14 protein-coding genes and 14 pseudogenes are annotated in these 24,849 nt (G+C 51.2%); 16 read left to right on the forward strand and 12 right to left on the reverse strand.

Features of this window, described 5'->3' with window-relative positions:
* Window positions 1-61 precede the first annotated feature (61 nt).
* Window positions 62-1,140 (forward strand): annotated as a pseudogene (locus ACWWJF_RS02775) (IS3 family transposase); the annotation flags it as partial.
* Here ACWWJF_RS02775 and ACWWJF_RS02780 read toward each other — a convergent pair.
* The 4 pseudogenes from ACWWJF_RS02780 to ACWWJF_RS02795 form a co-directional block, all read right to left on the reverse strand.
* Window positions 1,133-3,311: pseudogene (locus tag ACWWJF_RS02780) on the reverse strand (type I secretion system permease/ATPase). The pseudogenes ACWWJF_RS02775 and ACWWJF_RS02780 sit on opposite strands and share 8 nt — an antisense overlap.
* 139 nt (window positions 3,312-3,450) lie before the next feature.
* A pseudogene (locus ACWWJF_RS02785) lies at window positions 3,451-4,163 on the reverse strand (IS5 family transposase); the annotation flags it as partial.
* A gap of 171 nt (window positions 4,164-4,334) precedes the next feature.
* Window positions 4,335-4,472: pseudogene (locus ACWWJF_RS02790) on the reverse strand (transposase); the annotation flags it as partial.
* Between the two features lie 62 nt (window positions 4,473-4,534).
* Window positions 4,535-5,842, reverse strand: a pseudogene (locus ACWWJF_RS02795) (TolC family outer membrane protein).
* 566 nt (window positions 5,843-6,408) lie between these two features.
* Here ACWWJF_RS02795 and ACWWJF_RS02800 point away from each other — a divergent pair.
* Together ACWWJF_RS02800 and ACWWJF_RS02805 are read left to right on the forward strand one after the other, a co-directional pair.
* Window positions 6,409-6,924 carry a retention module-containing protein gene (locus ACWWJF_RS02800; RefSeq protein WP_455868631.1) on the forward strand — a complete coding sequence of 172 codons (516 nt, stop codon included), beginning with the start codon at window positions 6,409-6,411 and terminating at the stop codon, window positions 6,922-6,924.
* An 8-nt stretch (window positions 6,925-6,932) separates the two neighbouring features.
* Window positions 6,933-8,136: pseudogene (locus tag ACWWJF_RS02805) on the forward strand (IS256 family transposase).
* Between the two features lie 36 nt (window positions 8,137-8,172).
* Here the strand turns inward: ACWWJF_RS02805 and fabR are convergent.
* A complete protein-coding gene (gene fabR, locus ACWWJF_RS02810; RefSeq protein WP_196907442.1) occupies window positions 8,173-8,808 on the reverse strand; it encodes an HTH-type transcriptional repressor FabR in 636 nt (211 codons plus the stop codon).
* Window positions 8,809-9,025: 217 nt separating this feature from the next.
* Here fabR and sthA point away from each other — a divergent pair, with 217 nt between their 5' ends.
* Window positions 9,026-10,444 carry a Si-specific NAD(P)(+) transhydrogenase gene (gene sthA, locus ACWWJF_RS02815; RefSeq protein WP_455868632.1) on the forward strand — a complete coding sequence of 473 codons (1,419 nt, stop codon included), beginning with the start codon at window positions 9,026-9,028 and terminating at the stop codon, window positions 10,442-10,444.
* Here the strand turns inward: sthA and oxyR are convergent.
* A complete protein-coding gene (gene oxyR / locus ACWWJF_RS02820) occupies window positions 10,427-11,344 on the reverse strand; it encodes a DNA-binding transcriptional regulator OxyR (protein ID WP_455868633.1) in 918 nt (305 codons plus the stop codon). The two genes, sthA and oxyR, sit on opposite strands and share 18 nt — an antisense overlap.
* Before the next feature lie 430 nt (window positions 11,345-11,774).
* Between oxyR and ACWWJF_RS02825 the strand changes: the two are divergent.
* Window positions 11,775-12,301, forward strand: a pseudogene (locus ACWWJF_RS02825) (IS5 family transposase); the annotation flags it as partial.
* Between the two features lie 51 nt (window positions 12,302-12,352).
* Here the strand turns inward: ACWWJF_RS02825 and ACWWJF_RS02830 are convergent.
* Window positions 12,353-13,276, reverse strand: a complete 924-nt coding sequence (locus ACWWJF_RS02830) for an IS5 family transposase (RefSeq protein WP_455868634.1) — start codon at window positions 13,274-13,276, stop codon at window positions 12,353-12,355.
* Between the two features lie 75 nt (window positions 13,277-13,351).
* Between ACWWJF_RS02830 and ACWWJF_RS02835 the strand changes: the two are divergent.
* From ACWWJF_RS02835 to ACWWJF_RS02860, 6 genes and pseudogenes are all read left to right on the forward strand, one after another.
* Window positions 13,352-13,678, forward strand: a pseudogene (locus tag ACWWJF_RS02835) (transposase); the annotation flags it as partial.
* A 335-nt stretch (window positions 13,679-14,013) separates the two neighbouring features.
* Window positions 14,014-15,045 carry an IS630 family transposase gene (locus ACWWJF_RS02840; RefSeq protein WP_455868635.1) on the forward strand — a complete coding sequence of 344 codons (1,032 nt, stop codon included), beginning with the start codon at window positions 14,014-14,016 and terminating at the stop codon, window positions 15,043-15,045.
* A 16-nt stretch (window positions 15,046-15,061) separates the two neighbouring features.
* Window positions 15,062-15,187: pseudogene (locus ACWWJF_RS02845) on the forward strand (transposase); the annotation flags it as partial.
* 67 nt (window positions 15,188-15,254) lie between these two features.
* Window positions 15,255-16,025, forward strand: a pseudogene (locus ACWWJF_RS02850) (IS110 family RNA-guided transposase); the annotation flags it as partial.
* 72 nt (window positions 16,026-16,097) lie between these two features.
* Window positions 16,098-17,266 (forward strand): IS3 family transposase gene (locus ACWWJF_RS02855; RefSeq protein ID WP_455868400.1). Its coding sequence is split into 2 segments (ribosomal slippage): window positions 16,098-16,353 and window positions 16,353-17,266, totalling 1,170 coding nucleotides; the frame shifts between segments, so codons are not numbered across the junction.
* A gap of 9 nt (window positions 17,267-17,275) precedes the next feature.
* Window positions 17,276-17,512, forward strand: a pseudogene (locus tag ACWWJF_RS02860) (transposase); the annotation flags it as partial.
* Here the strand turns inward: ACWWJF_RS02860 and ACWWJF_RS02865 are convergent.
* Window positions 17,459-17,698 carry a hypothetical protein gene (locus ACWWJF_RS02865; protein WP_455868636.1) on the reverse strand — a complete coding sequence of 80 codons (240 nt, stop codon included), beginning with the start codon at window positions 17,696-17,698 and terminating at the stop codon, window positions 17,459-17,461. The pseudogene ACWWJF_RS02860 and the gene ACWWJF_RS02865 overlap by 54 nt on opposite strands.
* 79 nt (window positions 17,699-17,777) lie before the next feature.
* Between ACWWJF_RS02865 and ACWWJF_RS02870 the strand changes: the two are divergent.
* A pseudogene (locus ACWWJF_RS02870) lies at window positions 17,778-18,493 on the forward strand (IS5 family transposase); the annotation flags it as partial.
* Window positions 18,494-18,529: 36 nt separating this feature from the next.
* Here the strand turns inward: ACWWJF_RS02870 and ACWWJF_RS02875 are convergent.
* Entirely contained in the window at window positions 18,530-19,120 is a 591-nt protein-coding gene (locus ACWWJF_RS02875) for a hypothetical protein (protein ID WP_455868637.1), read from the reverse strand.
* Between the two features lie 76 nt (window positions 19,121-19,196).
* On the opposite strand from ACWWJF_RS02875, the pseudogene ACWWJF_RS02880 reads away from it, so the two are divergent.
* Window positions 19,197-20,405, forward strand: a pseudogene (locus ACWWJF_RS02880) (IS256 family transposase).
* Window positions 20,406-20,414: 9 nt separating this feature from the next.
* Here ACWWJF_RS02880 and ACWWJF_RS02885 read toward each other — a convergent pair.
* A complete protein-coding gene (locus ACWWJF_RS02885) occupies window positions 20,415-21,347 on the reverse strand; it encodes a methyl-accepting chemotaxis protein (RefSeq protein WP_455870904.1) in 933 nt (310 codons plus the stop codon).
* A 107-nt stretch (window positions 21,348-21,454) separates the two neighbouring features.
* On the opposite strand from ACWWJF_RS02885, the pseudogene ACWWJF_RS02890 reads away from it, so the two are divergent.
* The 3 genes and pseudogenes from ACWWJF_RS02890 to ACWWJF_RS02900 form a co-directional block, all read left to right on the forward strand.
* Window positions 21,455-21,903 (forward strand): annotated as a pseudogene (locus ACWWJF_RS02890) (transposase); the annotation flags it as partial.
* A gap of 208 nt (window positions 21,904-22,111) precedes the next feature.
* A protein-coding gene (locus ACWWJF_RS02895) for an IS1 family transposase (RefSeq protein ID WP_455868638.1) occupies window positions 22,112-22,806 on the forward strand; the annotation gives its coding sequence in 2 pieces (ribosomal slippage) (window positions 22,112-22,355 and window positions 22,355-22,806; 696 coding nt in all).
* Window positions 22,807-23,003: 197 nt separating this feature from the next.
* Entirely contained in the window at window positions 23,004-23,306 is a 303-nt protein-coding gene (locus ACWWJF_RS02900) for a GIY-YIG nuclease family protein (RefSeq protein ID WP_455870905.1), read from the forward strand.
* A gap of 5 nt (window positions 23,307-23,311) precedes the next feature.
* Here the strand turns inward: ACWWJF_RS02900 and ACWWJF_RS02905 are convergent, their stop codons facing one another.
* Together ACWWJF_RS02905 and ubiT are read right to left on the reverse strand one after the other, a co-directional pair.
* Window positions 23,312-23,821 carry a GNAT family N-acetyltransferase gene (locus ACWWJF_RS02905; protein ID WP_455868639.1) on the reverse strand — a complete coding sequence of 170 codons (510 nt, stop codon included), beginning with the start codon at window positions 23,819-23,821 and terminating at the stop codon, window positions 23,312-23,314.
* Window positions 23,815-24,339 carry a ubiquinone anaerobic biosynthesis accessory factor UbiT gene (gene ubiT, locus ACWWJF_RS02910; protein ID WP_455868640.1) on the reverse strand — a complete coding sequence of 175 codons (525 nt, stop codon included), beginning with the start codon at window positions 24,337-24,339 and terminating at the stop codon, window positions 23,815-23,817. The genes ACWWJF_RS02905 and ubiT overlap by 7 nt, the downstream gene beginning before the upstream one ends.
* Window positions 24,340-24,849 lie beyond the last annotated feature (510 nt).

The raw sequence follows: 24,849 nt of genomic DNA on the forward strand, positions 1-24,849 counted from the left end.
ATTCACGGGGTTCTGAGCATCCTGTTCAAAAAATGGCCAAAAGATGTGTATAACGATATGGGTTAATGTCAGCCATTCTGCCATTAGTCGCTGGGTCAATAAGCTTCGCCTTGAACGACAGGGAAAAACGCCAACGGGACTTCCTCTTACCCCTGAACAGCTCGAGCTGCGTGAGATGAAGAAAAAAGTCCAATGCCTTGAAATGGAGAACGAAATCCTAAAAAAGGCTACGGCGCTCTTAATGTCGGACTCACTCAACGGTTCACGGTAGTCGACAGGCTGAGGGCGCGATACCCGGTCACGGCGTTGTGCCAAACTTTTGAGGTACATCGCAGCAGCTACAGGCACTGGCAGGCTTCCGCTAATGAACCCGACGGTGAGCGCGTGGTTAAGTGTAGCCGCGTCATGGAAGCCTGGAACGCCAGCGGCGGCTCTGCCGGCGCTCGAAGTATCGCGACCATCGTCACCGGCAGCTCCGGTGTCAAAATGGGGCGCTGGCTGGCTGGCAAGCTGATGAAGGAGCTGGGTATCGCCAGCTGCCAGCGACCGGCTCACAAATACAAACGCGGCGGCAATGAACACGTTGAAATACCGAACTATCTCAACCGCCAGTTCGCGGTTACCGCGCCGGATCAGGTCTGGTGCGGCGATGTGACCTACATCTGGACGGGCAAATGCTGGGCTTACCTTGCGGTGGTGCTAGATCTGTTCGCCCGCAAACCGGTGGGCTGGGCCATGTCGACGTCGCCGGACTCGGCGCTGACAGTTAAAGCGTTGCAGATGGCCTGGGAACTCCGGGGACAACCAACAGGAGTCATGTTCCACAGCGACCAGGGCAGCCACTATACCAGCCGTCAATACCGGCAAGCCCTGTGGCGCTGCCGGATAAAGCAGAGTATGAGTCGGCGGGGTAACTGCTGGGATAATGCGCCAATGGAGCGGTTCTTCCGCAGCCTGAAGACAGAATGGGTGCCGACAAAGGGTTACAACAGCTTCAGCGAAGCCCAGGACGCGATTATCCGCTACATCACGGGGTATTACAGCGCTATCCGGCCTCACTGGTATAACGGCGGCTTAACTCCAAACGAATCTGAGCGACTGTTCTACATACAGTCTAATGCGGTGGCCAATATTAGTTGACCACTACATTGATCTGTCCTTTCTTTAACGCATCCATCACTATAGCCTTTGGACCATCGGCAATAATGCGGCTTTTATCGATAATGATTAAACGATCTACCAGGGCCAGCATGGAAACGCGATGCGTCACCAACAGCAGCGTTTTGTTTTGCAACACTGGCTGTAATGCCTGTTTTAGGCGGTCTTCACTGGTGTTATCCATCGAACTTGTGGGTTCATCTAACACCATGATTGGCGGATCGAGCAACAGCGCGCGCGATGGCAACGGCTTGACGCTGACCGCCGGAGAGTTGCAAGCCGCGTTCCCCCACCTGCAAGTTATAGCCATCCGCATGCAGGCGCGCGAATTCGTTGACACCGGCGATTTCGGCGGCGCGCAGCATGGATTCATCATCAATATAGCGAGCACCGCTGATCAGATTATCGCGCAGAGTGCCGCTGATCAGTTGAATATCTTGCGGTACATAGCCAATGTTGTGGCTCAAATCGCTGACATCCAACTGACGTGTGTCCACGCCGTCGATCAAAATATTCCCTTCGCTTGGGGGATAAAGATTGACGATCAGTTTTTCCAGCGAACTTTTGCCTGAACCGCTGCGACCAATGATGCCAACTTTTTCACCTGCGGCGACAGAGAGATTGATGTTGTGCAAAGATCGGTGCTTCTGTTCAGGATAACTGAAGGTCACGTCACGGAATTCCAGTCCGCCTTGAATGCGTTCGCGTTTAAGCGGCCGCTCATTCTCTTGACGCTCTTGCGGCAATTGCATCATCTCTTCGGTGGTCGTCATGGTTATCTTGGCCTGCTGATAACGCGTGACCAGGCCCGATAGATGACCAAGGGGCGTAAGTGCGCGGCCACTGAGCATATAGCTGGCAATCAATCCCCCCATACTGAGTTTGCCGTCAATCAACAGGTAGACGCCCGCGATGATCATCACCACACCAGCGATTTTCTGGAACCCCAGCGTCAGGTTGACCGCCAGCGAAGAGAGCGCCTTGGCGCGCATTTCCAATCGACTAAGACTGCCCAGCGTTTGTTCCCAACTGTGCTGGCGCTCACTCTGAGCATTATTCACTTTCAGCGCATCCAGACTGCTGAGCGTTTCTATCAGGGTGGCTTGACGCTCGCTGGCCAGATCTATTGTTTTACTGATGGTTGCAACCAGCGGTTTTTGCAGCGCCCAGCTTACGGATAAGGCAATAGGGTAGGTGAGTATTGGCACCCACACCAGAGGACCGCCAATCAGGCCAATCACCAGCAACAGCAGCAGTGTGAACGGGAAATCTATCAGCGTGGTTAAGGCCAGCGATGAGAAGAAATTCCTTAATGATTGAAATTAATTAATATTTTTCGCAAAGCTGCCAACGCGGGCTGGTCGCGCAATCATCGACATCCCAATAATGCGTTCAAACAGTGAGGTGGAGATGATCAGATCGGTCTTTTTTCCTGCCATATCGAGGCAAATGCCACGTAGCGTTTTCAGAATGAGATCGAAAATAAACGCACCAATAACACCGATCGCCAGCACCCAAAGGGTTGCCGTTGCTTGATTGGGTACCACCCTGTCATACACATTCATCACGAACAGCGGCGTGGCGAGTGCGATGATATTGATAATAAAACTGGCCAGCACCGCATCGATATACAAGAAGCGTGACAGTCTCAGCGTGTCCTTGAACCAGGACTTGGTGTGTGGAATAAGCGATTCGTTTTGGATATCAAAGGCATGTCTCGGCTGAGTAAACAGTACCAGACCAAGATAATTCTGCTGAAGCGTGTTGCGATCGACGTGTATCTCGCCGCCTTCCGTCTCACTCGGCATGATGCGCGCTGAACCATCGTCGTTCCAGCCAAGCAGCACCGCTGAACGGCCTTCTCGCAGCAATAACATGGCAGGCAGTGACATGTCGGGAATGCCATCCAGCGGGCGTTTTAGTACCCGGCCTTGCATGCTGGCTGCACGTGGCAGCAATGACATTGTCAGGAGCTGTTTTGCCAAAGGAAGACCCGCAGTGAGCGTAGCGCGACTCGCAGGCTTGCCCTGTAGCGCACACAAAATCAACAAACCATCCAGTAATGGATCGTCATGACGGGTGCGAGGATCGTTGTGTTCATGCGCAACGGACGCTTCCGGAGTATCGATATCCTCGACGGAATGTAACTTCATCTCACTGATCTTCCCTTACATAACACAGTCTGCCGTGCTTACCACACGCGTGATACGTGAGGTAAAACACGGCAGACAAACGAGTCACGGCCTCGTGCAACCCACTGTCGTTTCCGACGCAGACGCTAGGCTGTGTCCCTTAATTACATAACCTCTGGTAAAACAGGCTGATGCAGCCCAGTTTCAACATTGCCAGATAATTCCTCGCCGTTTTGTCGTAACGTGTCGCAATGCGACGGTATTCTTTCAGACGGCCAAAGCACCGCTCAACAACGTTCCGATTGCGGTAGGCGTCACGATCGAGCTTTGAACGACCATCCACCGCCATTTTTTCAGTGGATTTTCGGGGGATGACAGTTTTTATACCTCTTTTTTTCAGCTTGTTACGTAATACATGCCCGGAGTACGCCTTGTCAGCGAGTACCGCATGACCACGGCGTTTCATACTGCCGTTCTGGCGTTGAACACCAATACCGTCCAAAAGACGTAGTGCAAACTGACTTTCATGAGCCTGACCGGGGCTCAACACGATGTTTAACGGAAGACCACTTCCGTCTGTAGCCATATGGATTTTGGTGCCAAAACCACCTCGAGAGCGACCCAGCCCATTATCTCCGGTGATATCGGGATGTTTTTTTGAGCACCGGCAGCACATTTCAGCGCCCTGATATTGCTACCATCCAGCGCAGTCGCTGACCAGTCCACGAGGCCATGGGCATCAAGTGATGAAAGTAACTTATTGAAAATAATGTTAATGACTCCCGATTTTGACCATCGGTTAAAGCGGTTATAAACGGTTTTCCATGGGCCGTATCGCTCAGGTAAATCACGCCATGGGGCACCAGAGCACAGCCCATATCGTTATACACATCTTTCTAACGCACTGTTTAATCAATGAGTTACGGGTTTATCTCAGAGTAGCATTTTGAACCTCAAAAAGCCAATGGGATGGCTTGAATGCCTTAATTCACGGGGTTCTGAGCATCCTGTTCAAAAAATGGCCAAAAGATGTGTATAACGATATGAGCACAGCCCCCAGAACATGCCATTGATAATCATGCGATGCTCAGCCCATGGGCGTCCGGCCTGTGGTGTTGCTGGTTCAGCAGGGAGTAAGGGCTGGATGATAGCCCATGCTTCATCGGGAAGGTCGTAGCGAGCCGTAGATCAAAATTATGTAGAAACAAACAGTTAGTATAACTCATGGGATTAAGGGACACAGCCTAGTTTAACGAAGGCAAATCCACATCTGCCGTGACGTTATCCAAACTTTGTCCTGCTGTTGGGCTCTGAATAGAAAGGTTGCGCAGCAGGTCTCCCATTCTGGCCTTGATACGATATTCGGTAAACCTCTCAATGAATTGAATCTCTACCAGACGACGTTGCGAGGTGAGAAGCTCATTTTAACTGTCCAGCAAATCCAGCAGTGTGCGTTCACCAATGCTGAATTGCTTTTGGTAGGCCGTGCGAACTTTCATACTGCGATCGGCATACTCAGCGGCGATGGGGATGTGCTGGCGGGCGTTATTCAGCGCGGTCCAGGCGAGACGCAACTCTTCGTTCAACTGACGCAGCGTGTTGTTGCGAATATCCTGTGCCTCTTTAATTTGATACGCTTTTGCATCCGCGTTGGCCTTGTTGCTTCCCCCTTGATAGAGGTTGTAACGCATTCTGACCATTGCCTGCCACTCGTTGCTTTGCCCGCGAACGCCATCCACGTTGTTATTCATATTGCGGTCGAGCTCGATGTTGACACGAGGATAATAGGAGGACTTTGCTGCCTCATATTGTTGTTGTGTCGCAGAGATGTCTGATTCGGCGGACTTGAGTATTGGGCTATTGGCCAGCATGACGCGCCGAGCTTCGGCCAGCGAGGCGGGAATGGTCAACAACGCGGTATCTGGTAGTATCAGGTTGTCGGGTTCGACACCCGTAACTCTAAAGTAGTTAGTCTTCGCATCATCAAGATTGGTCTGCTCGGTAAGCAGATAGTTCCTTGCCTGTGCCAAACGCGCCTCAGCCTGCTCGAGATCTGCTAGGCGCGCAACGCCTTGCTGGCTGCGCAGCCGGATCTGATCGTAGATACGCTCGTGGTTGGCGAGATTATTTTGCGCCAGTTTGACGAATTCTGCCCGTTGCAGCACATCGAGATACACCTGAATCGCATTCAAGGCCACGTTCTCAGACGTATTGAGTACCTTGTAGGCTCGTGAATTGACTGTTGCTCTCTGCCTACCAACTTCGCTCGACGTAGCAAATCCGTCAAACAGCGTTTGTTGTAAGGTGATACAGGATTCACTGCGTTGCAGTTCTGTTTTACCGCCACTCGCGCGTGTAGAAACGGTATCTGTCTCCTCACGACCGGTTCCTGCGTTCAAGTTGATTGACGGCAAATACCCGCCCTTGGCAGAGCGTAAATCATGATCGGCGGAAAGCCGACTGTTTACCGACGCGCTGACTTCGGGATGCGTGGCAAGAGTTTGTTTGATTACATCCTGTAAAGTCGAGGCGCTGGAAGGCTGTGCGACCATAATCCCTAAAGGTAAAAAAGCGTATCGAAATACAGGTAGCATAATGCTGTTTTCCTTTATGGCATGTAAACGCTGTGATTAATTTGAATGCTTGGTTTTTTTGTGATTATTCTTAATTTCCCATCCGGCGATTTTTTCTCAATAGAACGCCGTGAGAGTTTTTAAACTCATTTATTATCAGTTAATTGTGTTGTTATCTCATTCTGATTCAATGTTTGAGAAATATTTGATGCTCTTTGTATTAAAGTTTGTAGCAAGAATATTCCGAATTTTTTATGATTATGCTTAGCGAGTCAAGTGATTGACGCCTATACCGTCATTTTTTGCTCTGGCAAACCGGTTTTCTCCATCATGGTTAACCCATTAGCGTGCTAATTGGTTAACATTTTTGGAGCGCCTTTTTTTGCTTAAGCAAGTGTTCGGTCAACGCGCGTTGATTTATGACTGCACAGTTTCAAGGCCAGGAGAGCTAATCGCAGATTTACCCATCAGGATGATGTTGATATCCCCTTACAACAACTCAATATCTGTATAAAAATAATTATATATATCAAGGAGAAGCCGTAGTGAATAGCGTAATCGGTATCATTAAATTCGTTATCGGGCAAGTCTTCGTCATTTCTCTTGATGGCACACAGCGGTTATTAACAGCAGGTGACAAAATTTATCGTGGCGAAGAGATCGTCACGGGTGGCGACGGTTCCGTGTCTATCACGTTGCCGGACGGAAAAACCCTGGATGTTGGGAGAAACAGCCAGTGGAGTGACAACACCAACGTAATGCCGCAGGCCACAGCGCAAGACGCTCAGGATGTGGCAGCGTTACAGGATGCTATCGCACAAGGCGCAGACCCGACTCAAGTACTGGAAGCGCCAGCAGCGGGTAATACTGACATTGGTGAATCGGGCGACGGTGGTGGCAGTCACGTTAGTGCCGCCGATATGGTCTTTTCCCTGACTGGGCAAGTGGTAGAGGCAACCGCAGGTTATGACACCCAAGGGCTGGCATTTGCAGCGACGACCCTGTACATAAATTTGTGTAATTGCTTGATTTTGATATGTTCAATCCAACATCAAAAATAGGTTAATTTATGGACGAAAAACAGTTGCAGGCTCTGGCTAACGAACTGGCCAAAAATCTCAAAACCCCTGACGATCTCAGCCAATTCGATCGCCTGCTGAAGAAAATCAGCGTTGAGGCTGCTCTCAACGCCGAAATGTCCCACCATCTGGGCTACGATAAAAATCAGCCCAAACCGGGGGCCAACTCCCGCAACGGCTATTCCACAAACACCGTGACCACCGGCGATGGCCCTCTGGAACTACGTACTCCGCGCGATCGTGATGGCTCCTTCGAACCACAACTGGTGAAGAAAAACCAGACCCGGATCACCGGGATGGATAACCAAATCCTGTCCCTGTACGCCAGAGGGATGACCACCCGCGAGATAGCGTCTGCGTGAGCTGTATGACGCGGATGCCTCACCGGCGCTGGTCTCGAAGGTCACCGACGTCGTGATGGAACAGGTTACTGAATGGCAAAATCGTCCACTGGATGCAGTCTATCCCATTGTTTACCTTGACTGTATCATCCTGAAGGTCCGGCAGGACAGTCGCGTCATCAATAAATCCGTGTTCCTGGCACTGGGTATCAACATCGAGGGCCAGAAAGAACTGCTGGGTATGTGGCTGGCCGAAAACGAGGGCGCGAAGTTCTGGCTCAATGTGCTGACAGAACTAAAAAACCGCGGCCTGAACGATATCCTCATCGCCTGTGTCGACGGTCTGAAAGGCTTCCCGGACGCCATCAACGCGGTGTATCCGGAAGCCCGCATCCAGCAGTGCATCGTGCACATGGTACGCAACAGCCTGAGGTTCGTCTCTTGGAAGGACTACAAAGCCGTCACACGCGACCTGAAAGCCATCTATCAGGCCGCTACGGAAGAAGCAGGCCAGCAGGGGCTGGAAGCATTCGCCAGCGCATGGGACAGACGCTATCCACAGATAAGCCGGAGCTGGCAGACGAACTGGAGCAATCTGGCAACGTTCTTCTCTTACCCGGCAGATATCCGCAAAGTCATCGACACAACCAACGCCATCGAGTCGCCGAACAGTGTGATCCGGCATGCGATTAAAAAACGCAAGGTGTTCCCGACTGACGACGCAGTGAAAAAGGTGGTGTGGCTGGCAATCCAGTCGGCCTCACAGAAATGGACGATGCCACTGCGGGACTGGCGTATGGCAATGAGCCGTTTTATTATCGAGTTCGGTGACCGCCTGGACGGCCACTACTGAGAAAGGCATTTACACAGAATCATGTACAGGGTCCTGCTACACGTCAGAAGTATTCACTTCCTTCTCATGTTCCTTTCTGTACCAGTAGTAAGCCCCTTTGGCAATCAGGCGTAATTGCAGCACCAGGCGTTCTTCCAATTGCCGCCGCTGCTCAAGTCCAACGTCCAACGCCTCTGCGCCAGCGCTAAACACTATCGTGACCATGGCTTCAGACTGGGCCTCCGCAAATTCACGCGGGATATGATTTTCCACTTCAAGATAGTCCGCCAGTTCCGCAATAAAATGCTGGATTTCACGGGCTACAGCAGCACGAAACGCGGCGGAGGTGCCCGAACGTTCACGCAACAACAGACGGAACGCATTGGGGTTGTTGCCAATGAACTCCATAAAGGTGGCGACCGATGTGCGGATAACGCTGCCGCTTTTGGCAATGCGCTGGCGTGCCTGTCGCATCAGTTGACGCAACATCAGGCCGCTTTCATCGACCATCGTCAAACCCAATTCATCGACATCGCGGAAGTGGCGATAAAAAGAGGTGGGAGCGATGCCCGCCTCACGTGCGACTTCACGCAAGCTCAGGCTGGCGAAACTCCGTTCGGCACTGAGTTGACTGAAAGCAGCTTCGATTAAGGAACGGCGAGTGCGTTCTTTTTGTTGTGCTCTGACACCCATATTTTGTGTTCCGACACCCATATTCAGCTGACACCATCCGCTTTCCTCTCCAGGAAAGCACTATAGCAAACTTTACTTGCGACATACTGAGACAAAGTTTGCCATATTGAAAATGAGACAGAGGATTGTCATACCAGCAGCAGGGATAAATTGGGTTATGCACGCGGCAGTGTTACAATAGCGTTATCGGCTTGTATAAAAACAGGATTACCCTACCATGACACAACAAGCACAAACTCAGCAACCGTTTGATTATGATGCCATCATTATTGGTTCCGGCCCAGGCGGCGAAGGGGCCACGATGGGGCTGGTAAAGCAAGGTGCCAGAGTGGCCGTCATCGAGCGCTATAACAACGTCGGCGGTGGGTGCACACACTGGGGAACCATCCCCTCCAAAGCGTTGCGCCATGCCGTCAGCCGCATCATCGAATTTAACCAGAACCCGCTGTACAGCGATAATTCACGCCCTATTCGCTCCTCGTTCTCCGACATCCTGCACCACGCAGACAGCGTCATCGGCCAGCAAACCCGCATGCGTCAGGGTTTTTACGAACGTAACCATTGCGAAATATTTTCAGGTGAAGCGCATTTCATCGATGAGCACACTGTTGCCGTGCAGTACCCCGATAATATGCAAGATACGCTTACGGCCGCTCACATTATCATTGCCACCGGCTCACGTCCCTACCACCCGACAAACGTAGACTTTGCACATCCCCGTATTTACGACAGCGATTCCATTCTGGAACTGGATCACGAACCCCAGCACGTGATTATTTATGGCGCAGGCGTGATTGGCTGTGAATATGCCTCGATCTTTCGTGGCCTGAGCGTAAAAGTGGATCTGATCAACACCCGCGATCGTCTGCTGGCGTTTCTCGATCAGGAAATGTCTGACGCTCTGTCCTACCATTTTTGGAACAATGGCGTTGTCATTCGCCATAACGAAGAGTTCGAATCGATCGAAGGCACCGCTGACGGCGTCATTGTTCACCTTAAATCCAGTAAAAAGATGAAGGCCGACTGCTTGCTGTACGCCAATGGGCGCACCGGCAACACGGAGACGTTAGGGCTGGAAAAAATCGGTTTGGTGCCAGACGGACGCGGCCAGTTGAAAGTCAACAGCATGTACCAAACGGCACTGGCACACATCTACGCCGTGGGCGACGTCATCGGCTATCCCAGCCTGGCTTCAGCAGCCTACGATCAGGGACGATTGGCAGCGCAGGCCATCGTCAAAGGCGATGCCAGTGCACACCTCATCGAAGATATCCCAACGGGGATCTACACCATTCCGGAAATCAGTTCCGTAGGGAAAACCGAGCAGGAGCTTACGGCGATGAAAGTGCCCTATGAGGTTGGACGCGCGCAGTTCAAACATCTGGCGCGGGCGCAAATCGTTGGCATGAACGTGGGAGGACTGAAGATACTTTTTCACCGAGAAACCAGGCAAATCCTCGGTATTCACTGTTTTGGCGAGCGTGCTGCGGAGATTATTCACATCGGCCAGGCCATCATGGAGCAAAAAGGCGAAGGGAATACTATCGAATATTTCGTTAATACAACTTTTAATTACCCAACGATGGCCGAAGCTTACCGAGTGGCGGCACTTAATGGGTTAAACCGCCTGTTTTAATGCACTGTCCAAATAGTGCTGCATATGTTCCCGCACAGCGTCCGCCAGCTGTTCATAGCGACCGCGCAGTGGCGATCCTGGGCGGTACACCAGCGTGACAGTTCGCTTCGGCTCCGGCTTGTAGCACGGTAAATAACAGACACCATCACGCTGGCGCTCATGAGGCACCGCCAGTGAAGGCAGCAAGGTGATCCCACTGCCAGCGGCAACCATGTTGCGCAACGTTTCCAGGCTGGTGGCGCGAAAATGCGTATCTTCATCTGCCCCTGCCTGAAAGCAGAACCCCAATGCCTGATCGCGCAGGCAGTGCCCATCTTCCAGCATCAGCAGTTTTTCACCGGCCAGATCGGACATGGCAACACGCTCACGGTTTGCCCACGGATGATCCTGATAAATCGCCAGTTTCATTGGTTCATCAAACAGTGGTACTTCGATAAATGCTTCCGATTCCTTGACCATCGCGAGAATGGCGCAGTCCAGCTTGCCGCTATCCAGATGTGCCAGTAGTTGATGCGTCTGCGCTTCATGCAGGTACATTTCCAGCTTAGGAAACGTGCGATGCAGCATGGGAATGATATGCGGCAGTAGGTAGGGTCCAACGGTGGGGATAAGCCCAATATGCAGTGGACCAGACATGGTATCTCCCTGTTGGCTCGCCATCTCTTTAAGCACTTTGACTTCGCGCAGCACGGTCCTTGCCTGTTCGACCAGTAGCAAGCCAGCCTGAGTAAACAACACTTTTCTGCTGGTGCGCTCCAATAACATCACGCTAAGTTCATCTTCCAGTTTACGAATTTGACCGCTGAGTGTCGGTTGGCTGACATGACAGGAGTCCGCTGCACGCCGGAAATGACGGTGTTCAGCTAACGCCACCAGATACTCTAGATCCCGAATGTTCATTTATCATTATCCTTAACACGATAGCCAAAAACGATAGGTAGGATGTCAATCAATGGTAAGCCCTATCAACAAAGAAAACGTTTGGTTCCCGACAACAACGGTATCTTATCGGTTAAAAAATATAACCAGCGACGGCGTTAAGAAAATGAAATTTGTTTCACTATTGAAATTTTATAAAACCTTCAATGCTGGATAATCATAAGATGCCAAATATTAAAAACATACAAAGCCGACACGCTTTACCGAGGTAGTGGTAATAAAATAGCGCATCAATAATGACATAATTATTCTACCCTGCAACATATCAATGAAGCTTGAATAAAAAGTGGAATCGAGCCGGGCGCATCGCAGGCATCAGTAGCGAAATTTAGGCTGTGTCCCTTAATCCCATGAGTTATACTAACTGTTTGTTTCTAAATTATTTTGAACTATGGCTCGCTACGACCTTCCCGATGAAGCATGGGCTATCATCCAGCCCTTACTCCCTACTGAACCAGCAACACCACAGGCCGGACGCCCATGGGCTGAGCATCGCATGATTATCAATGGCATGTTCTGGGTGCTGTGCTCTGGTGCCCCATGGCGTGATTTACTTGAGCGATACGGCCCATGGAAAACCGTTTATAACCGCTTTAACCGATGGTCAAAATCGGGATTCATTAACATTATTTTCAATAAGTTACTTTCATCACTTGATGCCCATGGCCTCGTGGACTGGTCAGCGACTGCGCTGGATGGTAGCAATATCAGGGCGCTGAAATGTGCTGCCGGTGCTCAAAAAAACATCCCGATATCACCGGAGATAATGGGCTGGGTCGCTCTCGAGGTGGTTTTGGCACCAAAATCCATATGGCTACAGACGGAAGTGGTCTTCCGTTAAACATCGTGTTGAGCCCCGGTCAGGCTCATGAAAGTCAGTTTGCACTACGTCTTTTGGACGGTATTGGTGTTCAACGCGGCTTTGTTGAATAAATCAGAACTTGTAACGACTGTGCCCCAGGTCGATTGTTACGTGATGCGAATACTGTTCGGCATTCCTAATAGCGTGATCCGGTTAAGCGCTTTGACCATCGCCATGGCTTCACCCACCTGAGCATCGTAGTCACGCAGACTTAGATGACCACCCAGAAGCGTTTTGAACCGGAACATGGCCGTTTCAGCCACTGAGCGTCGGTGATAGCCCACTTTCTTTTTCCAGGTATCGTTGCTGCCGCTCAGGCGCTGATTTGCAACAGCGTGGTTACGCTCGTGGTAGTGGTCCGGCCAATATTGCGCCCCCCTTCGCGGCGGGATAAGCGGCCTTATTTTCTTCCTCAGCAGAGCATCATGGCAGTAACCTGTATCGTAAGCGCCGTCAGCCGATGCCTCTCTGATTTTCCGGTGGGTCTGGTTTATCAGTGCCGGTAGAGCCTGGGCATCAGTCGTACCACTGAGCGACAAATCCGCACAGATAATCTCATGCGTCGCACTGTCTACTGCCAGATGCAGCTTACGCCACACCCTGCGTCTGTCGGCACCATGCTGCCGGACTTTCCATTCGCCTTCGCCAAAGACCTTCAGGCCGGTTCCATCAATGACCAGATGTGAGATTTCACCACGGGTTGGCGTTTTTATGCTGATGTTCACTGTCTTTGCTCGCTTGCTGAGCAGCGAATAGTCTGGACAATGCAGCGACAATTTAATCAGTTTAAAAATCGAGTCAACAAAACCCTGTAAAGCCCTCAATGAAAGGCCAAACACGCGTTTCATCATCAGGACTGTGGTGATGGCCATATCTGAGTAGTGGAGCGGTCGTCCACGCCGTTCAGTAGTCGTTTTTTCCGTCCATGCAGCAATGGCTGATTCATCTAGCCATACGGTTAGAGAACCGCGCTGCTTGAGGGCCTTGTTATAGGAGGGCCAGTTAGTGATTTTAAAATTTTGTTTTGCCATGGAGACCTGATGTTGAAACAACTATGGTGATCTGATCCGATGATTAACCAAACTTTCTATTTATTCAACAAAGCCGTTCAACGCCAGAACGGCAGTATGAAACGCCGTGGTCATGCGGTACTCGCTGACAAGGCGTACTCCGGGCATGTATTACGTAACGAGCTGAAAAAAAGAGGTATAAAAACTGTCATCCCCCGAAAATCCACTGAAAAAATGGCGGTGGATGGTCGTTCAAAGCTCGATCGTGACGCCTACCGCAATCGGAACGTTGTTGAGCGGTGCTTTGGCCGTCTGAAAGAATACCGTCGCATTGCGACACGTTACGACAAAACGGCGAGGAATTATCTGGCAATGTTGAAACTGGGCTGCATCCGCCTGTTTTACCAGAGGTTATGTAATTAAGGGACACAGCCTAGTATTCCATCAGCTTCAATCGGGTTAATGTCCGAGAAATGCCGTAAACTGAGAAAGAATATTAGGCTTTGTTGAATAAATAGAAAGTTTGGTTAATCATCGGATCAGATCACCATAGTTGTTTCAACATCAGGTCTCCATGGCAAAACAAAATTTTAAAATCACTAACTGGCCCTCCTATAACAAGGCCCTCAAGCAGCGCGGTTCTCTAACCGTATGGCTAAATAACTGTTCCGAATAGTAGATCACCTGAAGGGAACTCAGTCCGAGTTGAGCGATCTGATCAATCGATAAAGATCCCAAATCATCAACCGGACTGAGCGATGTCGAGCATAGCACCGATACCCCGTAACGAACGACGCCTGATGAAGAAAACTCTCCATAAAACGCGTGACAAGAATCACGCTCGCAGGCTGACCGCCATCCTGATGTTGCACCGGGGCGAGCGCGTGAGCGATGTCGCCAGAATGCTTTGCTGCGCCCGTTCGTCAATCGGCAGATGGATTAACTGGCTCACCCTGTACGGCATTGAAGGCCTCAAATCTCTGCGGCCCGGTCGTGGCCGTCGCTGGCCGTTTGAACAGATCTGCGCACTGTTAATCCAGCTCGTAAAGCGTTCCCCTCATGATTTTGGCTATCAGCGTTCGCGCTGGAGCACGGAACTGCTAGCGATAAAAATCAATGAGATAACCGGTTGCCAGTTGCATGCTTCCACGGTGCGCCGTTGGCGGCCTTCTGCCGGTCTGGTGTGGCGACGCGCAGCTCCTACGCTGCGTATCCGCGACCCGCATAAGGAAGAAAAAATGGAGGCCATCGCGATGGCGCTGGAACAATGCAGCGCGGAACATCCCGTCTTTTACGAAGACGAAGTGGATATTCATCTGAATCCCAAAATTGGCGCGGACTGGCAGGTTCGCGGGAAGCAGAAACGCATCGTGACGCCGGGCCAGAACGAGAAATATTATCTGGCGGGTGCATTACACAGCGGGACGGGAAAAGTCAGCGATGTTGGAGGAAACAGTAAAAGTTCGTGTTTGTTTATCAGTATGTTAGAGCATCTGAGAGCAACGTACAGACGGGCAAAAACGCTCACGCTGATAGTTGATAACTACATTATTCACAAAAGCCGGGAGACGCAGCGCTGGCTGGAAGAAAACCCGAAATTCAGGGTTATTTATCAGCCGGTGTACTCACCATGGGTAAATCATGTAGAGCGGTTATGGCAGGCGTTGCATGAAACCATTACCCGCAATCATCAATGCTGTTCAATGTGGCAGTTACTGAACAAGGTTCGTCGCTTCATGGAAACCGTCAGCCCGTTTCCCAGTGGAAAACATGGACAGGCAAAAGTGTAGCGATATTAGGAACAGCTATTTAGATGAATCAGCCATTGCTGCATGGACGGAAAAAACGACTACTGAACGGCGTGGACGACCGCTCCACTACTCGGATATGGCCATTACCACAGTCCTGATGATGAAACGCGTGTTTGGCCTAATGAGATGGTCACCCCCACCCTGTGAGCGGTACGCTGACAGGGTGTTTCTTTATGGAGAAGGCCATCATGCAAAACGTCACGCTTATTGGTATCGATCTCGGCAAACATTCTTTTCACATTCATTGTCAGGATAAATCAGGCAAGGCATTACTGCGGAAAAAGTTTACCCGCACCAAACTCATCGAGTTTCTGGCTACGTGTACACCTACTACCGTTGTAATGGAAGCCTGCGCCGGTGCCCATTTTATGGCTCGTCGGATCAGTGGGCTGGGGCATGAAGTAAAGTTGATCTCTCCGCAGTTTGTCCGCCCTTTTGTCAAGAGCAACAAGAACGATTTCGTTGATGCCGAAGCAATATGCGAAGCCGGATCACGCCCTTCCATGCGGTTTGTGCAGCCAAGAACTGAGGCTCAGCAGGCTATGCGAGCCTTGCATCGCGTCAGGGAGTCGTTGGTCAGAGACAAAGTTAAAACGACTAACCAAATGCATGCTTTTTTACTGGAGTTTGGTCTCAGCATGCCGAAAGGTATTGCGGTAATCAAAAGGCTTTCAGCTGTTCTGGCTGATAATGACTTGCCACCTTATCTGGCACAGTTGCTGCTTCGATTACACGATCATTACCAATATTTGGTTGGGCAGATAGCAGAGCTCGAAAGAGAACTTGGGCAGGCACTCTCTCTAGATGAAACTGGCCAGCATTTAATGACCATCCCTGGTGTTGTACCGATAACAGCCAGCGTTTTGTCATCACAGTTAGGCGATGGCAAGCAATATGAAAACAGTCGTAATTTTGCCGCTTCCACCGGTCTTGTACCCCGCCAATACAGTACTGGAGGTGTAGTGGCACACTGATACTGGCCACCTGAGCGGAGGTGATATGCTCACCTCATCAACACGACAGGTGACCTCATGGGTAAACATTTTACGGCGGAATTTAAGCTCGAAGCCGCAAAGCTGGTTGTCGACCACGGCTACACATACGTTAAGGCCGCAGAGGCGGTTAATGTCAGCCATTCTGCCATTAGTCGCTGGGTCAATAAGCTTCGCCTTGAACGACAGGGAAAAACGCCAACGGGACTTCCTCTTACCCCTGAACAGCTCGAGCTGCGTGAGATGAAGAAAAAAGTCCAATGCCTTGAAATGGAGAACGAAATCCTAAAAAAGGCTACGGCGCTCTTAATGTCGGACTCACTCAACGGTTCACGGTAGTCGACAGGCTGAGGGCGCGATACCCGGTCACGGCGTTGTGCCAAACTTTTGAGGTACATCGCAGCAGCTACAGGCACTGGCAGGCTTCCGCTAATGAACCCGACGGTGAGCGCGTGGTTAAGTGTAGCCGCGTCATGGAAGCCTGGAACGCCAGCGGCGGCTCTGCCGGCGCTCGAAGTATCGCGACCATCGTCACCGGCAGCTCCGGTGTCAAAATGGGGCGCTGGCTGGCTGGCAAGCTGATGAAGGAGCTGGGTATCGCCAGCTGCCAGCGACCGGCTCACAAATACAAACGCGGCGGCAATGAACACGTTGAAATACCGAACTATCTCAACCGCCAGTTCGCGGTTACCGCGCCGGATCAGGTCTGGTGCGGCGATGTGACCTACATCTGGACGGGCAAATGCTGGGCTTACCTTGCGGTGGTGCTAGATCTGTTCGCCCGCAAACCGGTGGGCTGGGCCATGTCGACGTCGCCGGACTCGGCGCTGACAGTTAAAGCGTTGCAGATGGCCTGGGAACTCCGGGGACAACCAACAGGAGTCATGTTCCACAGCGACCAGGGCAGCCACTATACCAGCCGTCAATACCGGCAAGCCCTGTGGCGCTGCCGGATAAAGCAGAGTATGAGTCGGCGGGGTAACTGCTGGGATAATGCGCCAATGGAGCGGTTCTTCCGCAGCCTGAAGACAGAATGGGTGCCGACAAAGGGTTACAACAGCTTCAGCGAAGCCCAGGACGCGATTATCCGCTACATCACGGGGTATTACAGCGCTATCCGGCCTCACTGGTATAACGGCGGCTTAACTCCAAACGAATCTGAGCGACTGTTCTACATACAGTCTAATGCGGTGGCCAATATTAGTTGACCACTACAAGGGAAGAATACTCGTCTGGGTATTAGCAAGCGTGGAGATAAAAACCTTCGCCGATTGCTTGTTCAATGTGCGCGGGTATTTATCCTAAGAATTGACCATCAATCAGGGAGATTAGCTGATTGGGTAAGGTCTCAGTTGGGCAGGAAACATTCTTGCGTTGTGTGCTGTGCATTAGCAAATAAATTAGCTCGAATAGCTTGGGCAATAACGACACGAAATACCGTGTTTGAACAGTAATGTTGGTCTAACAGTCAGCAAGTTAACGAAGTTACCCATCTGGTTTTGCGAAGACTGATTATTGATGACATGAACGGCCTGACGGCCTGATATAAAACCAAAAAATGAAAATGGCTCAATGAAGCCGATGGCCTTTTTAGGAATATCAGGTGCGAAACTCATCGTGGCGCGGGCATCCTTGGCCATAAAGACGCCAGATAGATTTAAGCAAGCCCACCATTAATCAAAGATCAGTGTTGCAAAAATGGGGGTGACCATAGATTCATTGAGGGCTTTACAGGGTTTTGTTGACTCGATTTTTAAACTGATTAAATTGTCGCTGCATTGTCCAGACTATTCGCTGCTCAGCAAGCGAGCAAAGACAGTGAACATCAGCATAAAAACGCCAACCCGTGGTGAAATCTCACATCTGGTCATTGATGGAACCGGCCTGAAGGTCTTTGGCGAAGGCGAATGGAAAGTCCGGCAGCATGGTGCCGACAGACGCAGGATGTGGCGTAAGCTGCATCTGGCAGTAGACAGTGCGACGCATGAGATTATCTGTGCGGATTTGTCGCTCAGTGGTACGACTGATGCCCAGGCTCTACCGGCACTGATAAACCAGACCCACCGGAAAATCAGAGAGGCATCGGTTGACGGCGCTTACGATACAGGTTACTGCCATGATGCTCTGCTGAGGAAGAAAATAAGGCCGCTTATCCCGCCGCGAAGGGGGCGCAATATTGACCGGACCACTACCACGAGCGTAACCACGCTGTTGCAAATCAGCGCCTGAGCGGCAGCAACGATACCTGGAAAAAGAAAGTGGGCTATCACCGACGCTCAGTGGCTGAAACGGCCATGTTCCGGTTCAAAACGCTTCTGGGTGGTCATCTAAGTCTGCGTGACTACGATGCTCAGGTGGGTGAAGCCATGGCGATGGTCAAAGCGCTTAACCGGATCACGCTATTAGGAATGCCGAACAGTATTCGCATCAGGTAACAATCGACCTGGGGCACAGTCGTTACAAGTTCTGATTTATTCAACAAAGCCCAATGCAGGCAGTAGATTGAAAGAACGGTTTTCTGGCGTCATATTCCAATAATAAATGGCATTCGAGTCAGAAACATAATCTTGCACCGTATTCACGTTCAATGCTTTTGCCAGATAGTCGCGGTACGCGGAAATAAACCCGGAGCCGATAGTCATAACCGGATCGTAATCGCTCCGTGCAGCCATTTTATCCAGCGAGGCTCCTCGATAACGGCCGTCAGCACGGCTGACAGTATCGCCCTGCTCTGTCAGCAGTTTTTTAACAAACAGCGGGCCTGAAACGCGCAAATCGGCCTTAACCCATTCCCGTGCGGGTATACCGGTGTAGCGGGCAAGTTGCTCAGCAAGCTCTGCTTTCTGCGATTCTGGCAAGAGATTGCCCTGAGCCAACGCCTGTGCATAAGGACCAAGGGAAAACTGTTCAACCTCAGTCAGCAAATGATCCAGATTTTCTGCGACGTTTGCCGGATGCTGATAGTAATGAGCGATTGCCGCATAGGTTGGCAACGCCAGGTAATAGGGCTGATCGATGCCGGGGTTGGATTCAGGACGATCGATATCAATATCCTGGCTCAAATACGACCCTGTACATAAATTTGTGTAATTGCCTGATTTTGATATGTTCAATCCAACATCAAAAACAGGTTAATTTATGGACGAAAAACAGTTGCAGGCTCTGGCTAACGAACTGGCCAAAAATCTCAAAACCCCTGACGATCTCAGCCAATTCGATCGCCTGCTGAAGAAAATCAGCGTTGAGGCTGCTCTCAACGCCGAAATGTCCCACCATCTGGGCTACGATAAAAATCAGCCCAAACCGGGGTCCAACTCCCGCAACGGCTATTCCACAAACACCGTGACCACCGGCGATGGCCCTCTGGAACTACGTACTCCGCGCGATCGTGATGGCTCCTTCGAACCACAACTGGTGAAGAAAAACCAGACCCGGATCACCGGGATGGATAACCAAATCCTGTCCCTGTACGCCAGAGGGATGACCACCCGCGAGATAGCGTCTGCGTTCAACGAGCTGTATGACGCGGATGTCTCACCGGCGCTGGTCTCGAAGGTCACCGACGCCGTGATGGAACAGGTTACTGAATGGCAAAATCGTCCACTGGATGCAGTCTATCCCATTGTTTACCTTGACTGTATCATCCTGAAGGTCCGGCAGGACAGTCGCGTCATCAATAAATCCGTGTTCCTGGCACTGGGTATCAACATCGAGGGCCAGAAAGAACTGCTGGGTATGTGGCTGGCCGAAAACGAGGGCGCGAAGTTCTGGCTCAATGTGCTGACAGAACTAAAAAACCGCGGCCTGAACGATATCCTCATCGCCTGTGTCGACGGTCTGAAAGGCTTCCCGGACGCCATCAACGCGGTGTATCCGGAAGCCCGCATCCAGCTGTGCATCGTGCACATGGTACGCAACAGCCTGAGGTTCGTCTCTTGGAAGGACTACAAAGTCGTCACACGCGACCTGAAAGCCATCTATCAGGCCGCTACGGAAGAAGCAGGCTAGCAGGCGCTGGAAGCATTCGCCAGCGCATGGGACAGCAGCTATCCACAGATAAGTCGGAGCTGGCAGACGAACTGGAGCAATCTGGCAACGTTCTTCGCTTACCCGGCAGATATCCGCAAAGTCATCGACACAACCAACGCCATCGAGTAGCTGAACAGTGTGATCCGGCATGCGATTAAAAAACGTAAGGTGTTCCCGACTGACGACGCAGTGAAAAAGGTGGTGTGGCTGGCAATCCAGTCGGCCTCACAGAAATGGACGATGCCACTGCGGGACTGGCGTATGGCAATGAGCCGTTTTATTATCGAGTTCGGTGACCGCCTGGACGGTCACTACTGAGAAAGGCATTTACACAGAATCATGTACAGGATCACCGACAGCCATGCTGAGCTCTTCTGCACGCTCGGCCAGTGAACTGGCAGCTGCGGCGGATTCATTCACCAACGCCGCGTTCTGCTGTGTGACTGTCTCCATTTGTGAAATCGCCGTATTAATTTGCCCAATCCCTAAACTTTGCTCATGGCTGGCAGTTGAAATTTCGGTCACCAATGAGGCTACCTGCTTAATCTCCGCCACCACTTCTTGAATGGCATTACCTGCATTCCTGACGACATGGCGGCCTTGGCTTACTTGTTGAACCGAGGCGTTGATGAGCTTAGCCGCACTGGCACTGCGCTGCGCCAGCGAGCGCACCTCTCCGGCTACCACGGCAAAACCGCGCCCTTGTTCACCGGCTCTCGCCGCCTCTACCGCGGCGTTAAGTGCCAGAATATTGGTTTGAAACGATATGCCTTCAATCAAGTTAATGATGTTGGTAATTTTCTGTGATGAAGTCACCATCAACTCCATCGCGGCAGTCACCTCCACCATCATGTCTCCTCCCTTGACGGCCTGCTGAGAGGCAGAAACCGCCAGTTGGCTGGCATGTGCGGCATTGGTCGCATTCAGCGTCACCGACGATGTGATTTGCTCCATTGAGGCGGCAGTCTCTTCCAAAGAACTGGCCTGTTGGTCGGTGCGAGATGAGAGGTCGATATTACCGCTACTGATCTGGCCGGACGCCGTGGCAATGATATCGGCATTGCGGTGAACGCGTTCAACGATGCCGGTCAGGTTCAGCATCATCTCTTGTAACGCCGTCTGAAGCTGCCCCATTTCATCACGCGACGTGATCTCGACCTGGTGTGTAAGATCGCCACCCGCAACGCTCCTCGCCAATTCCACCGCATGTTTGATAGGAACTGCAATCGACATAATCAATCGCCAGCCGGAAAGCGCCACAATCAAGACACCGGCCTGATGTAGCCCCCTGTAACACCAGACAGTAGCTGTATCTCCAGATAAGAGATAGGCTTAGATATATGTCTAACAATCATGCTAATTTTGAAATGACCGGGATCCTGTTAGGGCAAGAAGTCCGTAAGCGTAAAACTCCGCAAGAGAAAATCGCCATCATTCAGCAGACAATGGAGCCGGGGATGAACGTCTCCCATGTAGCCCGCCTGCATGGCATCCAGCCCAGCCTTTTGTTTAAGTGGAAGAAGCAATACCAGGAAGGAAGCCTCACCGCCGTTGCGGCCGGAGAAGAAGTGGTTCCAGCTTCGGCGCTGGCGACTGCCCTCAAGCAGGTCCGGGAGCTACAGCGCCTTCTGGGTAAGAAGACGATGGAAGTTGAGATCCTCAAAGAAGCAGTGGAGTACCGCCAGTCGCGAAAATGGATAGCGCACGCGCCCTTGTTGCCAAAGGACGGGGAATAGCTCTGGTCAGCCGCGCCATGAGCGTGTCGCGTGCGCAGCTGTCACTGCGGGTTAACCGTTCTGCCGACTGGCTGGACAGGGGGCTACATCAAATCAATTTTAATTTAATGCTCATAGAAAAATCCCTGGATAGAAGATTCACCAGCATATCGATCCCAGGATTAAAGTATTCATAGCGTCTCAAAAAAAATTTAAAAAACAATGAACAACCCTATGAGATATATTTACTTGGTAATGCCTTCAAATAGTTGGCTTTTGTGATATTCTGCCGCTATTTGAGGTTTCCACGTGGTTACTGTTTTTGTTCATTGCCCTCGCTGCCATTCAGATAAAGTTTATCGACATGGCCTTAGTCCAACTAAGCGCGAACGCTTCCGGTGTCAGTGCTGTCGCCGTGTATTCCAGCTTACCTACCGCTATGAAGCGCGAAAGCCGGGAGTCAAAGAGCAGATCGTTGATATGGCCTTCAACGGTGCCGGTGTTCGCGATACCGCCAGAACGTTGAAAATCGGCATCAATACGGTCATCCGGGCTTTAAAAAGCTCTCGCCCCGCAGGATAACATCTTCTCCCGTTGCTCACGCCGACGTCGCCCTTATCTGTGAACTTGATGAGCAATGGAGCTTCGTTGGCAGTAAGGCGCTACAGCACTGGCTCTGGTACGCTTACAATACCAAAACGGGCGGTGTTCTGGCCTACACTTTTGGCCCCCGAACCGATGAGACCTGCCGTGAATTGCTGGCTCTGTTGACACCGTTCAACATCGGCATGATTACCAGTGACAACTGGGGCAGCTATGCAAGAGAGGTTCCGAAGCAGAAACATCTGACTGGCAAGATCTTCACGCAACGCATAGAGCGCAATAACCTGACGCTCCGTACCCGCATTAAACGACTGGCGCGTAAAACGATTTGCTTCTCGCGCTCCGTCGAGATCCACGAAAAAGTCATCGGAGCCTTCATCGAAAAACACATGTTCTACTAATTGGAGTCATTACCATTTACTTCTTATGCCCTTTAAAAAGGGGGCTATTCATACTAAAAAGGAAGTGCCTAGAGTTATATTATCAATGCAAGTAAAGTTATCGTTACATCAAAGCCATATGAAAAATAAGGTTTTTTGAATTCAGCGCTTCAAGCTACACTGCCATTATCGTGACTGATAAAGACGCCACCTTAACCATGACAGATGCCTCACACCCCCAATGGCAACTCTATATGCTGCGCACCGCTAACGGCGCGCTCTATACTGGTATCACGCGCGATGTGGCGCGCAGAGTGGCACAGCACCAGGATGGAAAAGGCGCAAAAGCACTGCGAGGGAAAGGCGAACTGACACTGGTCTATCACTGTGAAGTGGGGGATCACACCACGGCTTTACGGCTGGAATACCGCCTGAAGCAACTGAGCAAGCAGCAAAAAGAGAGGCTGGTGCGCGACCAGCCTACGACGCTCTCTGACTATATACGTGCTGATGTTCCCTAAAGCGCTCAGGGGAGAAAACGTTGGAAGGGCACAGCATAATCCACGATGCCACTCACGCCTTCAAAATGGTTATCGGAAAGCGGGTACATCTGGAATGCGTCATCACTATCAGGCCAGCGGCAGCGTAACTGCTGCTCCCGGGCAGGCACAAAACCAAAGCGAGCATAATAAGCGGGAGAACCGAGCACCACTACGGCGGTGTAACCAAACTCGTTTAGCGCATCCAGTCCTTCGTAAACCAGCTTTTCCCCCCATCCTTGACGGCGCAGCGTTTCATCTACCGCTAGCGGCCCCAAAGCGACCCACTGACGATCTTCCTCTGCAATGGTCACCGGGCTAAAAGCGACGTATCCCATCACCACGCCTTCGTCATCCGTAGCGACTACTCCAAGCGTTAACAGCCCGTCTTCCCGCAGTTGATGAACCATTTCGGCCTCTGCCGAGGTGGGAAACGCACGACGCAGCAGCGCATCAATACACGCTGCATCTACCGGAATTTCCACCCGTACTAACATGTGGTGGCCGCGCGATCGTCAGCGTGCATCGCGCCCTCATGTAATCCCGCCTCAACGAAATCGGCCAGACGCAGCAGGCCAATGCGCAACGGCGCTGGCATGGCATCGAGATCGATAGAATCCATCAGGTTTTTAACATACAGCCCCAGTTCAGTATCGCCTTCAATGCGCAAACGACGCTGGAAAAACAGCGTATCGGGATCTTCACGGCGTGCGGCGATCAATACCAGATCGTTGGCTTCAGCACTGAAGCTGACGTCTTCCACTTCATGCTGGCTCACCACCAGGCGATCGTCTCGCAATGTCACAAACCAGGTCAGCCCGACATCACGGACTTCCACTTTCAGCCAGCGTTCTGTCAGAAATGACAGCTCGCCTTCATCCAGCGCCTGCTGAAACTGCCAGCTCAGTACTCGCTCCAACACCTGCCGCTGTAAGGCAAATAGGGTGAACTTCAGAGGCTTACCTAACAAGCCCGGACCTTGACGCACAATCTGTGCCTGTAGTTTTTCCAACACTGATGTACCCCTTATAAAGCCATATCGTTATACACATCTTTTGGCCATTTTTTGAACAGGATGCTCAGAACCCCGTGAATTAAGGCATTCAAGCCATCCCATTGGCTTTTTGAGGTTCAAAATGCCACTCTGAGATAAACCCGTAACTCATTGATTAAACAGTGCGTTAGAAAGATGTGTATAACGATATGTTATAAAGCAAACCGTTCAATCCAAGCCACTCACCCGCTGAACGCAGGGTCCGCTCAGGCCATGCGCACCGCATGTGCTGCTTTTCTCATCACACTATTTTGCCACAGCCCAGTAAAGCAGACGCGATGCCGGGTCAATAATTTCATTATTATGCACGGAAATCTCGGTAATGCATGCAAGCAATCCCTATTCATTACACGATAAGCTGGCCTAAATCAAAGTCCTGCACCAGCGGGTTAATTAAGATTCCCTAACGTTAAAGAAGGGTCGTGCGTTGATATTCCCATTTTCCGCATGTCCCCGCCCTGCATCAGCCCT

This window comes from Symbiopectobacterium sp. Eva_TO, from assembly GCF_053848865.1.

What these genes read in the sequence shown, in the direction of transcription:
- fabR (WP_196907442.1), bottom strand. Translation starts at nt 8,808, where the DNA reads ATGGGTGTCAGAGCACAACAAAAAGAACGCACTCGCCGTTCCTTAATC.
- sthA (WP_455868632.1), top strand. Translation starts at nt 9,026, where the DNA reads ATGACACAACAAGCACAAACTCAGCAACCGTTTGATTATGATGCCATC.
- ACWWJF_RS02840 (WP_455868635.1), top strand. Translation starts at nt 14,014, where the DNA reads ATGTCGAGCATAGCACCGATACCCCGTAACGAACGACGCCTGATGAAG.
- ACWWJF_RS02905 (WP_455868639.1), bottom strand. Translation starts at nt 23,821, where the DNA reads ATGTTAGTACGGGTGGAAATTCCGGTAGATGCAGCGTGTATTGATGCG.
- ACWWJF_RS02830 (WP_455868634.1), bottom strand. Translation starts at nt 13,276, where the DNA reads ATGGCAAAACAAAATTTTAAAATCACTAACTGGCCCTCCTATAACAAG.
- oxyR (WP_455868633.1), bottom strand. Translation starts at nt 11,344, where the DNA reads ATGAACATTCGGGATCTAGAGTATCTGGTGGCGTTAGCTGAACACCGT.
- ACWWJF_RS02865 (WP_455868636.1), bottom strand. Translation starts at nt 17,698, where the DNA reads ATGGCCAAGGATGCCCGCGCCACGATGAGTTTCGCACCTGATATTCCT.
- ACWWJF_RS02900 (WP_455870905.1), top strand. Translation starts at nt 23,004, where the DNA reads ATGACAGATGCCTCACACCCCCAATGGCAACTCTATATGCTGCGCACC.